Annotated in this window: 16 protein-coding genes; 4 read left to right on the plus strand and 12 right to left on the minus strand. The window is 38.8% G+C overall.

The features are described from left to right. Positions 1-90: 90 nt before the first annotated feature. The 7 genes from ACIGG7_RS08110 to ACIGG7_RS08140 all read right to left on the minus strand — a co-directional run bounded on the left by ACIGG7_RS08110 (position 91) and on the right by ACIGG7_RS08140 (position 7,733). Positions 91-4,167 (minus strand): S8 family serine peptidase, encoded by a 4,077-nt coding sequence (locus ACIGG7_RS08110; RefSeq protein WP_397549379.1) that lies wholly within the window; start codon positions 4,165-4,167, stop codon positions 91-93. A 354-nt stretch (positions 4,168-4,521) separates the two neighbouring features. Then, positions 4,522-4,752 carry a cyclase gene (locus ACIGG7_RS08115; RefSeq protein ID WP_397549380.1) on the minus strand — a complete coding sequence of 77 codons (231 nt, stop codon included), beginning with the start codon at positions 4,750-4,752 and terminating at the stop codon, positions 4,522-4,524. Between the two features lie 94 nt (positions 4,753-4,846). Continuing rightward, entirely contained in the window at positions 4,847-5,749 is a 903-nt protein-coding gene (locus ACIGG7_RS08120) for an alpha/beta fold hydrolase (RefSeq protein WP_397549381.1), read from the minus strand. A gap of 250 nt (positions 5,750-5,999) precedes the next feature. After that, on the minus strand, positions 6,000-6,332 hold the full coding sequence (locus ACIGG7_RS08125; RefSeq protein WP_397549382.1) for a hypothetical protein: 333 nt from the start codon (positions 6,330-6,332) through the stop codon (positions 6,000-6,002). Positions 6,333-6,451: 119 nt separating this feature from the next. Then, the gene (locus tag ACIGG7_RS08130; protein ID WP_397549383.1) at positions 6,452-6,922 is read right to left on the minus strand and encodes a GNAT family N-acetyltransferase; all 471 of its coding nucleotides are present in this window, start codon (positions 6,920-6,922) and stop codon (positions 6,452-6,454) included. A gap of 38 nt (positions 6,923-6,960) precedes the next feature. Beyond that, complete coding sequence (locus tag ACIGG7_RS08135; protein ID WP_397549384.1) at positions 6,961-7,431, minus strand: GNAT family N-acetyltransferase; 471 nt, start codon at positions 7,429-7,431, stop codon at positions 6,961-6,963. Positions 7,432-7,466: 35 nt separating this feature from the next. Beyond that, positions 7,467-7,733 (minus strand): hypothetical protein, encoded by a 267-nt coding sequence (locus ACIGG7_RS08140; RefSeq protein ID WP_397549385.1) that lies wholly within the window; start codon positions 7,731-7,733, stop codon positions 7,467-7,469. A 146-nt stretch (positions 7,734-7,879) separates the two neighbouring features. Between ACIGG7_RS08140 and ACIGG7_RS08145 the strand changes: the two genes are divergently transcribed. Further along, entirely contained in the window at positions 7,880-8,566 is a 687-nt protein-coding gene (locus ACIGG7_RS08145; protein ID WP_397549386.1) for a DUF4386 domain-containing protein, read from the plus strand. Here ACIGG7_RS08145 and ACIGG7_RS08150 read toward each other — a convergent pair. Beyond that, positions 8,563-9,159 carry a Crp/Fnr family transcriptional regulator gene (locus ACIGG7_RS08150; RefSeq protein WP_397549387.1) on the minus strand — a complete coding sequence of 199 codons (597 nt, stop codon included), beginning with the start codon at positions 9,157-9,159 and terminating at the stop codon, positions 8,563-8,565. The genes ACIGG7_RS08145 and ACIGG7_RS08150 overlap by 4 nt on opposite strands. Positions 9,160-9,351: 192 nt before the next feature. Between ACIGG7_RS08150 and ACIGG7_RS08155 the strand changes: the two genes are divergently transcribed. Both ACIGG7_RS08155 and ACIGG7_RS08160 read left to right on the plus strand, forming a co-directional pair. Next, positions 9,352-9,522, plus strand: coding sequence for a hypothetical protein (locus tag ACIGG7_RS08155; protein WP_397549388.1), 171 nt, complete (start codon positions 9,352-9,354; stop codon positions 9,520-9,522). Between the two features lie 167 nt (positions 9,523-9,689). Then, a complete protein-coding gene (locus ACIGG7_RS08160) occupies positions 9,690-10,607 on the plus strand; it encodes a class I SAM-dependent methyltransferase (RefSeq protein WP_397549389.1) in 918 nt (305 codons plus the stop codon). Positions 10,608-10,672: 65 nt separating this feature from the next. Here ACIGG7_RS08160 and ACIGG7_RS08165 read toward each other — a convergent pair whose 3' ends face one another. From ACIGG7_RS08165 to ACIGG7_RS08180, 4 genes are all read right to left on the minus strand, one after another. Continuing rightward, positions 10,673-11,035: a hypothetical protein gene (locus tag ACIGG7_RS08165; RefSeq protein WP_397549390.1), complete on the minus strand. Its 363-nt coding sequence runs from the start codon at positions 11,033-11,035 to the stop codon at positions 10,673-10,675. 248 nt (positions 11,036-11,283) lie between these two features. Continuing rightward, positions 11,284-11,700 carry a hypothetical protein gene (locus ACIGG7_RS08170; protein ID WP_397549391.1) on the minus strand — a complete coding sequence of 139 codons (417 nt, stop codon included), beginning with the start codon at positions 11,698-11,700 and terminating at the stop codon, positions 11,284-11,286. Then, on the minus strand, positions 11,687-12,463 hold the full coding sequence (locus ACIGG7_RS08175) for a GNAT family N-acetyltransferase (RefSeq protein ID WP_397549392.1): 777 nt from the start codon (positions 12,461-12,463) through the stop codon (positions 11,687-11,689). Before ACIGG7_RS08175 ends, ACIGG7_RS08170 begins: the two co-directional genes overlap by 14 nt. 171 nt (positions 12,464-12,634) lie before the next feature. After that, on the minus strand, positions 12,635-12,955 hold the full coding sequence (locus ACIGG7_RS08180; RefSeq protein ID WP_397549674.1) for a DUF4181 domain-containing protein: 321 nt from the start codon (positions 12,953-12,955) through the stop codon (positions 12,635-12,637). Positions 12,956-13,263: 308 nt separating this feature from the next. Here ACIGG7_RS08180 and ACIGG7_RS08185 point away from each other — a divergent pair, with 308 nt between their 5' ends. After that, positions 13,264-14,793, plus strand: coding sequence for a glycine betaine uptake BCCT transporter (locus ACIGG7_RS08185; protein ID WP_397549675.1), 1,530 nt, complete (start codon positions 13,264-13,266; stop codon positions 14,791-14,793). Positions 14,794-15,174: the final 381 nt, after the last annotated feature.

Raw genomic sequence — 15,174 nt, forward strand, 5'->3', positions numbered from 1 at the left:
AAATTTGAATTTTCCTTTAGGTTAATGAGATTACCTCAGCTTTATTTAGAAAAAAAGAAGTGGATTCGATCGAATCCACTTCTTACGTTTTTAGTTGATGCCCAACTCTTTCTTTATGCTTTCCAAGGTTTGGCCTTGATACATTTGTTTTGGAGTAGGGGCTTTGTCCACTCCAGGATCTGTTTCAAGGTAATTATATTCGACAAGCTCAAAGTCTTCTTCATTGATGACTCCATCGAAATTCAAATCCGCTTCTTGCTTATCTGTACCCCAAGATTCTTTCAATGCAACAGCATCAAAAATATCAATGACGCTATCCTGATTAATATCTCCGGCATCTTGTTTGCGAATAGGGAATTCACGCCAAGTTCCAATGACTCTATCTCCACGCTGCTCATAGATTTTAACCGAAGTGTTCACTGGGAAGTGTCCCGGGATCTTAACTTCAAAATTAAAAGGTTTGTCCGTTATAGGTAAGTCTGACACTGAGAAAGTGGTTTTATTTAAAGTCCCTTCATGTTTCCCTCCATCAGGATCTGTCACGATGATAGAGATCGGCGCATTGGAGAAGTCCTTATCATAGTCAAACTTTCCGTCCATGCCATAAAACCCTTGTGGAATAATACTTCCACGAGCTTCAGAATAGCTGCGCAACAATTCCGGAATATCTCCCGCGAAATAACCTCTAATATTTTTTGTTTCTTGGCCATCCGTATTGATGTAAGAAGCTGTTAGTGTTGGTAATTTCAATTGGTTTCTCTTACTATAGCTGGCTTCTTTTGCTTCTAATATAATATCAACGACTGGAGTATCACCCGTTACGTCAATCGTTGAATCTTCTTCAAGGGAAACGGCGATATCCAGATTATTCTGGTAGCTCGATTTATCCTTGATTTCATGCTCGATAGTGGATTCACTATACGACTTGAATTCTGGATTAAGGACCACATCCTTTACTTCCATTTCGTTTTTATCGTACGTTACGGTAAAGTTTCCTTCTTTAAATTTCTTTACGTTATTAGCTGTTAACGTCAGTTTAAACTCATCTCCTGCTGTCAATTCGCTCTTATTACTCACAGTGGTCATATAAGGGGTTCCTTCAACCACAAAAGCATTAAGAACTGGTCCATTCTCTGCCAGATTCCCAACTGAATCATAAGGGAAGAATGCGAGAGGATAACGATCTAAACGAGGATGCATGAGAATTTCTTCGTTCAGGTTTCCGGAAGCATCGGTGATTAATGGAACAGGACTAGGGAACGGTGACGCCCAATAATAGGTGATGTAATTATTTGATTGGTCTACATCCAAGCCTGCCGCTTTCATTTGATCGATTTCGTTATCGTAAAGCTTTAAAGAAACGGGTACCGTTTCTTTCCCTGGTGCATATTCGTAAACACCATTCGGTAGACTGCTCGAGAATTTTGGTGCCGTATTATCGATGAACGTATCTGTTTCCTTGGTGAACGTTTTTCCTTTTGCATTTACCCCAACAAGTTTCAATTTGTAATGTCCTTCTGGTGCAAGGGTAGGATTTACAGAGAATGGATTTTTCTTGTTCCTGGTGTAAGGGTAATAGTAACCGGAGAATATGGAATTAAATACAATTCTTTGTCCTTCTTTTATTCCAGTTGGATTGAATGATGCAATCAGCCCTAAATCTTTGTTTGTTTTTGGATCCACCAATACGAGACTCATTTGTTCCATAGGGGATCTAAGCACAAAGGATCCAGGTGTGAAGTTAAACAATGTTCCGAATTGATTGTTCTGTTTAGTTGAGAAGTTAAACGCCTCAAGTGCTTCTATCCCTTCTTCGGATACCCTTATGCCAAATGGAATTTGGTATTCTTCAGATGGATCCTCACTGTTTACATATTTAACGTATCCTTCGTAGTAACCCTTTTCAGCTGTTGCAGGAACATCCAGGAACACCTTCGTTTTCTTTGATTTCCCGGCATTGATCGTCAATTTGTCAGCATAAGAAAGGGAAACCTTGTTTCCAGCGGCGTCCATGGAATTACTTGTAAACTCTACGCTGGCTTGGAACGTCTTGTCCTTGTCTCCTGAATTCGTGATTTCGATTGTTCGTTGGTCATGCAATGGTTTTCCCTCTACATATTGTAAACCGAAGCTCATACCACCAGTTCGTTCGTCAATCGTCACTTCTTCCCCGTTATAGAGGGTTGGCGTTTCGTCCACTACCTGGAAGTTGACACGGGAATGAATGGCTTCATACGGGTCCACCCTTCCTGCCCCGACTTCATACACGCTGTAATCACCATTCAGTGGGTCAGCGGTATTCATCAATTTGGATTTCACATCAGCAGGCGTATAGCTTTTATTCGACTGTAATAGAAGCGCAGCAATCCCTGCCACATGAGGAGACGCCATGGATGTCCCGGACAATCGGGTATAAGCATAATCATACGTTCCATTTACTTTATCATTGATATAAGAAGGAACCGTCGATAACACAGATACGCCTGGAGCTACAATTTCAGGTTTGATATCGTAGTTCATTTTGGAAGGTCCTCTGGAACTGAAATCAGCTAGTCGGTCTCCTTCTGTTTTCATCTCTCCTAAATCATTGAAGGTTATGGTTTTCCCTTCTTCCAAACTATTCTTTAGATTTTCTCCTTCCTCTTTAGATAAAGAGAAGGTTGGGATATTATCGACACCCTCACCAAGATAATAAGGGATCTGGCCATCCTCGTTATTATAAATGATGATGGCTTTGGCACCATTTTCTTTAGCATACTTAATCTTGTCGACAAAAGAGTAAGACCCTCGGCTAACCAGAGCGATATTCCCTTTTACCTTATCCTTGATGGATGAGTAATTGGAATTTCCGCCAAGACCTGCATTCACCAGTTCATAACTCGCTCCCTCGAAGTCTGAAATCTTATCACTGTAGTTTTTAGCCATTAATTGCAGATGCACTGCATTTGAACCATATTGACCGTTAAATGTAGGAATGCCAATAGGAACATCACTTGCACCAACCGTTAGGGCAAGGGCGGACGTTCCCGGTGAACCAAGAGTAAATGCGGCACTTCCGCTATTACCGGCTGATACCACCGCTGTCACTCCACTAAGGACCGCGTTGTTGATGGCGATACTCGTAGGATAGAGAGGATCATTCACCGTCGCACCCAATGAAAGGTTGATTACATCCATTCCTTGTTCAACGGCCTTATCGATTCCTGCAATGACATTTTCACTTGATCCGCTTCCGTACGGGCCTAATACGCGATACCCATATAAGTCCGCTTCCGGTGCCACACCTTTTACACTATATTCAGATTGATCGTTATCCCCTTGACCAGCGATCGTACCAGATACGTGGGTTCCATGCTCGGTGTAGTAGCTGTTGCCTCTATAAACCTCAGGATTCCCCGATGCTTGCCAATCCGCATAGGTCGTTTCCATCGGGTCATTATCGTTATCAACGAAATCATAGCCGCCCTTATAAACGCCATCTAAGTCGGGATGATTATAATCAATTCCTGTATCGATAACACCCACTTTTATCCCTTTACCAGTGAAGCCTTCACTATGTAATTGGTCAATCTTTAAATGAGGCATACTTTCAACGATATACTCGTCTTTCTGTTCTTCAGTTGTATTCGTTACAGGGGGCTCCACCTGTACTTCAACATCACTCCATATGGCTCTTACAACGTCCAGACTTAGTAATTCTTGCACTCTATTAGCTGGAACCTCTAATGAAACACCGTTCATGGCGTTTTCATATGTTTTTCCGATCTTAAATCCAGATTGACTCTTATCTTTAATCATACGATCCAGATCTTGCTTCAGTTTCTTTTGATCATTAGCGACATTGTCCTTCGCTTCTTTTTGGGTAAGTGGTTTACCTTCAAGCTTTGCTTTAAGCATAGCGACTTTTTCAGGATGATGATCCAGTTGAACAATGACCTTGATTGAGTCATTACTGTCCAGATTGACGTTTTGAGACAAAAAGAGTCCTTCTTTTTCAACACTTTGGAGCTGTTTGTAGTTTTCAAGCTGCTGGGGGGTTAAGTTTGAGAGAGCATCTTCGATGGTGGATGGCTTTTCTGCCAGAACGTTCACGCCAGGTATATTGACAGAACTCAACATCATTCCTGCCCCTAAGGCGTAGATTAATAGATTCTTTTTGGTGTTCATTAAGTGATAGCAACTCCTTATTTCTGAATTTTTTAACAACTTAACGGTACCATAGGGAGGCAGATAGAAAGTATGGGGAAAGTTTAATAGAAGTCGACAAAGTTGGTAAACGACAATTACTGAATTGTACCTATTAAAACAACATAATTCCTTTACTCGACAATGCACATCAATGAAATATGACCTACAAAACACAGAAAGCTATTGGGAAAATTCAACAACTAGACAAAAAGATGGGGACAAGGATATTTTTATAAGTATTTTCAAAAACAAACCCCATTAAAAAAGGTGCATTTCTTTAATAGAAATGCACCTTTTTGTATAAGCAATCTCTGACGAAATAACTCAGTGTCACTAATTGGTTTCCTTTTCACCCGGCTTTCGTTTATGCTTTTCAGTAATGATTTTTTTATTCAAAATCCTCACTTCCCCAACCATCAACAACCTCATGTCCTCGACGATATATGCAGCGAGATCTTGATCAGAGATGTCATCCCCATCAATATCAAGACGGAATTCCTGTCCCTGTATGCCGCCTCCGTTTGTAAAGTCGATTTCAAAGTCGAACTGAACCCGTTTATCCATCTGAACCTCCTTAGTTTGGGCACATCAGAATTCAACGAATAATAAGTAAACCTTTTAATCGCGCTCAGCTGATGAGATGACGATAGCAAAACGCTTAGACCAATTGATTAAAATCCTTCACCATCTCACTGAATTTTTCTCTTTCTTCTAAGTGTGGTGAATGGTTGCTATTTTCGAAAATGTAAAAGGATGAATTGGGAAGAAGATCAAAGATTTCTTCTGAATACACAAATGGGCATTGAGAGTCGTATCTTCCACAGAAAATAATGGTCGGAGTGGTGATGTCCGAAATGCTTTCTCTAATATCATACGTTGGGAGTTCGGTATTAGAATAATAATCTAACCGTTTCTGGACCACTCTGCCACTGCTTGGCTTTGAGAAATATTCATCGAATCTTTCCGGGTCATACAATGACATTTCGGTCCATTCTCTACCTGCTTGTACTCGTTCTTCTTTCGTTGAATCTTGAGATTTCATCATGCAGATTAGTTCTTTTAAACGATTATTACCTGGATTTTGATCACAATAAATACTTTCCTGATGTTCCATATACGCATTGGTAGCGGATGCTCCACCGACAATTAAACGCTCTAAAGAATTTGGGTGATTAGCAGCATACACCAACCCGAGCATTCCTCCAGTGGAATGGCCTGCAAAGTTCCAGTGACCAAACCCCAGCGCCATCCGGATTGCTTCTAAGTCTTTACATGTCTCACTCATACATAGCTCATCTTCATTTGTCACTTCAGTCGAGTTCCCCGATTCTTTCAGGTTTACAAGAAACACTTTGAAATCATCTACAAACATATCAGCGAAATAGTAGCCACGCTCGTTAAACTCGCTATAAAGATGAGTCACACATAATGGTTCACCATTCCCCGCTACAAATATTTCGAAATTCCCTCGTTCTGTTTGAATTAGCTTTTGTTCCCACATCATTTCTACCTCATCCACCTTTCTTTCCGTAATGTTTCCCGTTGTCGAAGGAGCGAACATCCAGCTGCCCTCAAAACACCGTGGTCATAAGCTGAGGATAGGATACCTTGCAGGTTTCTATTCTCTGTTAGATTTTCTTCAGAATTTTTTTAAAATACTTTATAGTAATTAGACGAATGAGGAAATCGATAGGTTTCATTTATTTTTTCTTTATGTTCGAATTTAAGTGAACTAAGGAGTGTCCTTATTTAGAGTCCAATGATTATAGGCGTAACTCCAATGGAGTTACGCCTATTACGATTGATAAGAATTAATTCCCATACTTATCAGTTCTTACTGGAATATCATGTTTCTTTGGGTGATTCAAGATATCTTCATAAGTCAATGAACTAACGACATCAAATGTTTTAGCTTCAGGATTATATTCAAATACGACAAGTTGTTCCCAACCACTACCATTACCAGTGTCAACAACTCCCACTCTATTAGGTGCAATTTGGACCACTCTACCACCTTGATTAAGAACCTCCACATTTGGTGGTGGAGGTTGAATATTTCCCTCTGGATTTATTTTAAAGGCAATCACAATCAAACAAGCCAGAATTCCAAGTAATATTGCCTTTGTAAAATTGTCGTTAGTCATTTTATCTCTCCCCTTAAAAGCTTTAATTTTACATCAGAGTCCTTCACATCTATCTGAATATATGTAGGAATGAAAAGGACCGCCAGATACTCTCAAACTACTTTGAAACAAGGAGTCCCTTATAAATCCATCCCCATCCGCCTACTCTTTGTCTTTAATTTCATCGATTCATAAAATTTTATAGCACCTTCGTTGAACTCCCATACACCTAATTCTAATGAGTCTGCTTCTATACTCTTTGCGAACTCTATTATTTTCTCAAAGAAGATTCTCCCCATTCCGTTTCCTCTGTAGGTATGGTCAACACCAAAGTCATCCATGTAGACCACTTTCCTTGGGATGAGAATGGGTCTTTCTTCTGTATGTTTTATCGTAATGATCGAATAAGCGATCGGTTGGCCTTCTTCTAACAAGAATACCTTTGTGTTTTCACCATCGATCAAGCTGTTGAAGTACTCCTGATCTAAGGTGGCATCAGCCATTCTATAATGGTCTGGTCTTTCCTTTGTATGCATTTCGTGAACTTGTCTTTGTATGTAATGAACCGCATCATAATCGTTCTTGGTGGCCTCTCTCATATGTATATCCAATCTATATTCCCCCTGTGGACTTTAACTCTTGAAGCAAGTTAACAAATCTTTTTATAAAAAATAAGTGTGGCACGGTCATTTAATTTCTTACTGATTCCCGTTTTGCTATAGCCCATTTTTTCATACAGATGACAGTTTCTTTCCTCTTCTAATAGTGTCGCTAATTCCCTCGATTCTGCTTGAGGAAACATTTCTTCAACTAAGAGTATCGTTTTCTGTGCGATCCCCTTCCCTTGATAAGAAGGTAAAATAAACATGGGACTAATCCAGAACTGAACATCTTCTTTCCAATAGACGCAAATGGCCCCGACGAGTTTATCCTCAGTCAAAATCTTATAGAAGCCACCGTCAGCTCTATTGATCCTTATTTGTACTCTTTCAATCGTCTCGTTCGCCGGATTGGTTTCAGAATCTTTATACGTGTTCAACAGTGGCATAAATGCCTCAACCTGAATGTTAAAGATAGATTGTGCATCTTGGTTTGTTGCTCTTTCTAACCGAACCTCCATGGCTACACCTGCTCTTGGTTTAGATTTTTAATGAATTAAGTCAAAAATGTAATCAGAACATTCCCGATGAAAAACACTGCTGGCAAAGCACTGATCAATAAGCCGAATTCAGCTATATTTTTATTAAAAGAGAGCACCGAACCGATAATCCAGACAGCTATGACTAAAAGAAGTTGAGGGTAAACAAACGTATGACCGGTGTAATTCTCACCTAAGCCACCACTTGCGAAGAAAAGAGTAATAGGTATAGTGATGATGCCTGTAATGACAAGATGAATGATTCGATATATTTTTAGGTTCACAGAATCCCCCCCCTTCTGTATTCTCCTTAACGTATCTAACTATTCCGGAACAACCCTAAAAAATTCGAACTCCTTGATTTAAGTCAATGAAATCCTTCCTCATTCAAACTACAATCTAAATGAGATCAACTTAAAGGAGGTATTATATGAAATCAACAAATCAAACCATGCAGCAAAAAGCAGCAACCTCTTCGGGTGTCGCATTGCTTGTGATGACGTGTGCTGCATTCTTTGCTCAAGGGTACGTTCACAGCTCATTAGTCATAGATGGAGACGCGGCAACCACATTAAAAAACATCCACGCATCTCAATCTTTATTTCGTCTTGAGGTACTAGGATGGCTGATCATTGTCATCATGGATTTAGTCGTATCATGGGGATTTTATGTGTTTCTGAAGCCCATCCATCCTAGTTATGCCTTATTAGCCGGTTGGCTTCGTTTGCTTTACACAGCCATACTGGCGATTGCGATTTCACATCTTGTGATCGCCAATGGCATGATTCAAGGACCAGTATCTGGTGTGGCACAGCAAGTAATGGGGTCCATCACAGCGTTCGAAGCAATCTGGTCCTTAGGATTAATCATCTTTGGGCTTCATCTTATTACAGTCGGTTTCATCGCAATGAATACAAGAAAGATCCCCAAAGCGCTTAGCATTCTATTAGTTTTAGCCGGCTTCAGCTACTTCATCATTCATTTCATGTACGGGTTTATCCCACAGATTGAACGTTTCACAGGAATACTGGAATTGATTCTAATGGCTCCCATGTTAATAGGTGAATTAGGCTTTGGTGTATGGTTATTGGTAAAAGGGAGAAAGTGGACTCCTTAATCAACATTTCGAAGGTGACTGGCTTCTGAGCGTTTCTTGATACGACTTAGAGATTCCGGCTTGATTCCCAGGTAGCTTGCCAGCTGGTACTGAGGAACCCGGTCAATTAACTCTGGCCTTTTTTCCATCAATCCATGAAACCGCTCTTCCGGTGTCGAAGAAATGAAGGAGGAGAAATCATCCCGCATAGCACCCATATCCTCTTGCATCATTTTGCGAGTCATTACTTCTAACACCGGATGCATGTCGTAAGCTGCCTGCTCTGTAGCTAAATCACCCACTACAAGCGTACAGTCCTCCAAACAGCTAAGAGAGTATTTTGAACTCCTATCCGTCGTATGCTGATTAAAGATCGTGACACTCTGTTCTTCCGTAAAGAAATTATACGTATGCTCAATCCCATTTTCATTTACAGCGTACTGCCGTACACACCCTTTTAAAACAAAATAGCACTTGTAGGGAACTTCTCCCTGATGCAAAAGGATTGTCCCTTTCTTATAAGTAGCAACCGGAACATCTACTGTCAGTTTTTCCAACTCTGAATCACTGAGATTGGTAAAACGCTTCATATACTGGATAAGGACTTCTTTCATGTTATTCTCCTTTCTCAGAACTGTAATCACCCTTCAATTATAGCAATATTTAACAGATACATGGAAGGTTATCGGAGGTGTAAAATCGGGTCATGCAATAAGAAATGAACATAATATATATACTTATTAGTATATTTAATGAACGAAGATTAGAATCATTCTGTTAATCTTATAACTAAGGGGGAGATACGTTTGGACCTGTTTTTATTTATTTCAGTCATTGTTGGTTTGACTTTTATTTTTTTATATTTTGTACTCCGTTATGACTTAAAAAAGAAGAAATTAGAGCTGGAAGAAAATAAAATAGAGCTGGAAAAGTTAAAGTTACAACATAAAGAGCAGCAAGAGGAAGAAAAGCATTAAAAGAAATCCTAAAGACCATTCCTATACGCCATTTCAACATAAGCAAACAAGAACGAAATAATTGACAAAATATTTAATTTATGCTATAATTTACAATTTTACAAAAATTATGTACAATGAGATTCTCCTGGCCAGGGGAATCTTATTTTTATATGGGGGTTAATGGAATGAAGCAAAATGAGTCCAGTGTCACTTCCTTAGTATCTGCATTCGCTCGGGCCTATCATAGTCAATATGATACTCCAAAGATTTTCGATGATTTTCTTGCAAAAGATCTCATTTCCCACGAAGAGTATTCAGGGATCAGAACAAATATGATCCAAGGTATATCGTTTTTCAACCAAGAGATTGGTCAAAGGTTTCAAGATCAACCAGATGAAATTTTAAAATGGATTAATCAGGTGCAACTTTCTCCAACACCCTTAGCTCGTGCTGCATTCTGTGAAGACGTGATACGCAATGAAGTGACATTAGGAGTAAAGCAGTTTATGATTCTCGGAGCGGGGTTAGATACATTTTGCTTTAGACATCCAGAATTCGAAAATAGATTAGAAATATTTGAAATCGACCACCCCGCTACACAGGAATTCAAAAAAAGAAGATTAGCGGAGAAGCATTTCCAAATCCCAAGAAACCTTCATTTTGTTCCGATGGACTTCACGAAGCGGTTTTCCATTCAAAGCCTCATCGATGCGGGATTTGATCCTAATCAAAAAACATTCTGTAGCCTTTTGGGTGTTTCCTATTATTTAACGAAAGAAGAAATTTCAAGCTTATTCCATGATCTATTTGCCAAACTACCATCTGGAAGCTCCATCGTATTTGATTATCCAGACGAAAATCTCTTTGATGAAAAAGGAAAGTCTAATCGAGTAAAAAATATGATCAAAATGGCATCAGTAGGTGGAGAAACGATGAAATCATGTTTCTCTTATGAAGAAATTGAGAATGTATTAGAAAAAGCAGGTTTACTCATTTATGAACATGTATCCCCAAGGGCAATCAATGAGCGTTTCTTTAGCAACCGGTCGGATTATTTGACTGCATTCGAAACGATCCATTATATACATGCTGTAAAGAAATAATGACTTGATGACATGCCGCTCAATGCTTAGAATGATTGAGCGGTTTTCCAAGTTCAAAAGTAAACCTACTTACTTTCTTGAATAAGTTCCCTTGATTGAGAATCATAAATTTTATAGCCTATTTCAAACGCATGATCCTTTGTAACCGTAAGCTCACAATAGTATGGAACGGCCCTTCCATAGGAATCCAAGTCAGGGATATCTACAAAATCATAAATATCGGACGAATGCTGCATGTGAAATACCGCTTCACTGGATCGGCCAGATGAATCGATTTCGATAGTGCAACTCCCTTTTACAACATCGTAATCCTTATTGATCATATATTTTAAACTAGGGAGAGTTACTACTAGCAGTAGTCCGCTTAGTAATAATGAAAGAGAAGCTTTCCATATATTCAGGAAGGTAAATTCTTTTTCTTTGAACATAAAGATCAACCAAAACACACTTATACAAAATAACAAGCCACCTATTGCTAATAGCCCATAATACATCTGCATCCTCATTCCCATGATATAATGTGTAGTTTACTGTATTTACGTATCAATATAATTAAAAGTTTCGAAAATCTCTTGTGACCTAGAGTGAAATATGGTAATCTGTTAGCATTCTTGAAATTGACCTCAGAATCATAAGGAAACCCACCTCTCTTTAAATGAGGTGGGTTTTCTATATGTCAATTTCTCTTAAGAGTAAATTCATCTTTTTTGCCACCCCATTTAATGACTACTTTGAATTCATCATCTTCATTTGGTTTGGCACATCCTGAACAAGCCGTTGTGGTAGTAAACGTTCTACCGTAAACATACCTGTTACCATCATGATCACCAGTGTTCGAGGTAATTTCATAGACGATTTCTCCTACATCTCCTTCACCTTCTCCTTTGTACCCAAACACAAACTCCCCATTCTCCCTGTCTGAAGTTTGATTGCTGGTATAACTTCCTTCCCAATAATCTCCTTCTCCTTTATAGTAATACGTTTCCTGCTGACATCCTGATAGGAAAATCAAAAATAAAAAGAAGGCAAGAATATATAAAAGCTTTTTCTTCAGGTTAAGAATGTTAGCCACCTCTTTCTTATTTTCTAACAAATAGCGAATACCTAATAGGATGATCAAATCCTAATTTCGCTGCTAACTTAATGGATGATACGTTCTCAACGTCACAATCCCAATGAGGTGTTAGCCCCTTTTCTAAACATTCATCAATAAATAGCTTTCCTAAGTTGAAGGCTAAACCTTTGCCTATAAAGTCCTGTTGTGTCGCAATGTCAATCTCAACAATCGATTTGCTATGAAAAATCGAGGTACATTCACTTACAACTCTGCCTTTATATAATGCAGAAAATCCCATGCCATTGGTAAGAAAATTAGATACGGATCCCCAATATAGAATATAGTAGTCTTGATTAAATTCAGGACTTCGTAAGATCATATCGTTATCGGTTTCCTTCACAATATAGTCCGCTGAAAATTCTTTTACTTCAGTTGAGAATTTTTCCTTATTAAACAAATACGCATACCTACTCAATTGAGTGATTTCATTTTCGAAAAGACTACATATTACTTCGTCCCATTCTTTTGTTGCTGAAAACAAAGTAAACCTGGATCCTTTATTTTGCTGATGAAAATCCCTAAAGGAACGATTGAACGCACTATTTTGTTCATTTCCTACGATAAAATATATTCCGGAATTCGTACCGATTAGAACCGTGGCTGGGCAATCCGCACGATCAGCCCGAACAGTGCCTTCAATAATATTTTCAATAACAGCATAAGCAAAAGTAGGACAAGTTTCACAGTTATCCAAAATCGTTAACACTTTTTGAAACTCATTATTCTCTAATACTTCCATAACTCCTCCTTGACGAAAACGTAATAACTTTTTCTGTCCCCTTTAAGTCAGTTTCAATAAAAAATGCACTTTCATACATACTGAAAGAATGTTGAATGGTAAGAACTACGTAATCCAAAATTGAAACACAGCTAAGATGGCGGATAACATCAAGGTCATTTCAGCTATTGTTTAAAAAGCTTGTTTGGGATATTCACTAAATTTCCATTCAAAGAATGCTCTAACAGCATAGTCCAGTGCCAATAACATACTAATCCCAATTAAATATAAGTAGATCATGCTTTTATCGTTTATCACCAAAATGGATAAAATCATTAGAGTCAGTGCATTGAAGCGTCTCATCCATTTATCCACTTTACGATGAGATTCATTTATATGATTATAGGAAAAGAAGTTTCTCTTCACTTTTTTTACTTTAAAAATCTTTCTTAATAGAAATTTAACGATGGATATCAAAACAAAAACAACGATTGCTATGAAAATATATTTCACCAAAACACCCCCACCTTATAACCTTATACCAATTATTTCAAATTCCAAGAACCCACTCAAGAAGAATTTTCACAAATCCCTAACGGAAGGAAGGTACTGTTATGTGTTCAAGAAGGAGCATAAGGAAGCATTCACAACCATATCTCAGCAATTGTACCCCTAACATGGATGAGCTCGCCTCTACGTTGAAAACCGCGAAATTTGACGAAATATGAAAAACTGTGGCTTTTTTCTATGTTCTCACTTTATGTTTTAATGAAAAGATGTACTCGTTACATAGTGTTATCTATTAAAGTAGTAAAGGATTGATGCAAATGGATAGGTCCGTTTTTAGGATCTCAGTAGGAATTGCAATCGTTTTTGTTCTGGTAGGGGTATTAATACCTGAACAATTGGGATCTGCAATGGATGTAGCAAAAGGATTTGTACTTGAGAAATTTGGCTGGTTTTATCAGCTGGTCGCCACCTTCTTCCTCTTATTCGCCACGTTTATGATTTTCAGTAAATATGGAAAAATCAAATTAGGAAAACAAGACTCAGAACCTGAATTCAGCCGACCAACTTGGTTTGCCATGCTGTTTTCGGCCGGAATGGGAATCGGTTTGTTATTTTACGGTGTCTCTGAACCCATTTCTCATTTTTCCTCACCACCTGTAGGTGAAGGCAGTACGGCACAATCAGGAATTATGGGAATGCGATATACCTGGCTTCATTGGGGACTGCATGCCTGGGCAATTTATGCGATTGTCGCATTGGCACTGGCCTATCAGAAGTTTAACAGGGGAGCTCCTGGATTAATGAGTGCGACTTTACATCCTGTAATTGGTGAAAGGGTGAAAGGCCCAATCGGTAAGACCATTGATGTTGTTGCCGTATTTGCGACATTATTTGGCGTTGCGGCATCATTAGGATTGGGATCACAACAGATCAATGCTGGACTGACATATCTTATAGGCATTCCGAACAACTTTTTTGTCCAGTTCATTATCATGATGATCATCACTGTACTTTTCATTGTTTCAGCAACTACAGGCATTTCAAAAGGAATCAAGTTATTAAGTAATATCAATATGTCGTTAGCGGTCTTATTATTTATTGTTATGCTCATACTTGGTCCAACACTATTCTTGATGAATATGTTCACCACCACTATGGGTAGCTATTTAACCAATGTCCTTCAAATGGGCTTGCGCTTGTCTCCTTTCAATGCGGATGAAGCAGCTTGGACCCAAGGCTGGACGGTATTCTATTGGGCTTGGTGGATTTCCTGGACTCCATTTGTGGGAATGTTCATTGCACGTGTTTCTAAAGGACGTACCATCCGTGAGTTCACAATCGCCGTCTTATTGGTACCATCCCTGGTCTGTGCCTTATGGTTCACAGTATTCGGCGGAACAGGTATCCACCTCGAGATGGTGAAAGGCTTGGATGTTTCAGGACAAAGCCTGGAAACAGCTTTATTCTTTACGTATCAACATCTTCCGTTCGGTGCGATTCTATCGGTATTGACTGTGGCTCTTATCACGACCTTCTTCGTCACATCAGCCGACTCGGCGACGTTTGTTCTTGGCATGCTGACAACAGGTGGGCAAATGAACCCTCCTAACCGCGTGAAAGTTGTATGGGGAATTATCCTCGTTGCATCTACACTTGTTCTAATGGCATCCGGCGGTCTAACCGGTCTCCAGACAGCCATCATTGTAAGTGCACTTCCCCTTACATTCGTCGTGCTAGTCATGTGCTACGGATTGGTGAAGGAGCTTGGAAGAGAATATGACATCCAAATGAATCATTGGAAAACGAATAAGAAGGATAAATCGAATCAAAAGATAGGCTAAGGAAAAGACCTGTCCCGGATAAGGGGCAGGTCTTTTTGTGTTGAGTACAGTCTATTCGAATTGGATGAATATTTAAGGTTTATTTAATGGCGTTTTTTATGTCGTGGTGTTTTTCACATGGTACAATATATGTCTTCCAGACTCATGCAAATGAAAACATAAAAGCAAAAACATATAAAGTAAAGTAAATAAAATTGGCGGTGAGTGTATGTTGGAAAATATATTTATTCATTTATATCGTTTTAACAATAGTATACATATCTGTATTTTATTCTAAAAAAATTAAATTCAGAATGATATATGCTCTATTATATCTGATTGTATGTGTAGTGTTTTTCAAGTATACATGAATGAATCTACTAAAAAGAAGACCCATCATCC

Origin of the sequence: Rossellomorea sp. NPDC077527 (genome assembly GCF_044542955.1) — a bacterium.
GTDB classification, from domain to species: Bacteria; Bacillota; Bacilli; order Bacillales; family Bacillaceae_B; genus Rossellomorea; species Rossellomorea aquimaris_E.

Bases quoted from the DNA above. Each gene is read 5' to 3' on its own strand.
- ACIGG7_RS08120 (WP_397549381.1), bottom strand. From the start codon at position 5,749: ATGTTCGCTCCTTCGACAACGGGAAACATTACGGAAAGAAAGGTGGAT.
- ACIGG7_RS08145 (WP_397549386.1), top strand. From the start codon at position 7,880: ATGAAATCAACAAATCAAACCATGCAGCAAAAAGCAGCAACCTCTTCG.
- ACIGG7_RS08165 (WP_397549390.1), bottom strand. From the start codon at position 11,035: ATGTTCAAAGAAAAAGAATTTACCTTCCTGAATATATGGAAAGCTTCT.
- ACIGG7_RS08135 (WP_397549384.1), bottom strand. From the start codon at position 7,431: ATGGAGGTTCGGTTAGAAAGAGCAACAAACCAAGATGCACAATCTATC.
- ACIGG7_RS08175 (WP_397549392.1), bottom strand. From the start codon at position 12,463: ATGGAAGTATTAGAGAATAATGAGTTTCAAAAAGTGTTAACGATTTTG.
- ACIGG7_RS08115 (WP_397549380.1), bottom strand. From the start codon at position 4,752: ATGGATAAACGGGTTCAGTTCGACTTTGAAATCGACTTTACAAACGGA.
- ACIGG7_RS08185 (WP_397549675.1), top strand. From the start codon at position 13,264: ATGCAAATGGATAGGTCCGTTTTTAGGATCTCAGTAGGAATTGCAATC.
- ACIGG7_RS08125 (WP_397549382.1), bottom strand. From the start codon at position 6,332: ATGACTAACGACAATTTTACAAAGGCAATATTACTTGGAATTCTGGCT.
- ACIGG7_RS08150 (WP_397549387.1), bottom strand. From the start codon at position 9,159: ATGAAAGAAGTCCTTATCCAGTATATGAAGCGTTTTACCAATCTCAGT.
- ACIGG7_RS08110 (WP_397549379.1), bottom strand. From the start codon at position 4,167: ATGAACACCAAAAAGAATCTATTAATCTACGCCTTAGGGGCAGGAATG.
- ACIGG7_RS08160 (WP_397549389.1), top strand. From the start codon at position 9,690: ATGAAGCAAAATGAGTCCAGTGTCACTTCCTTAGTATCTGCATTCGCT.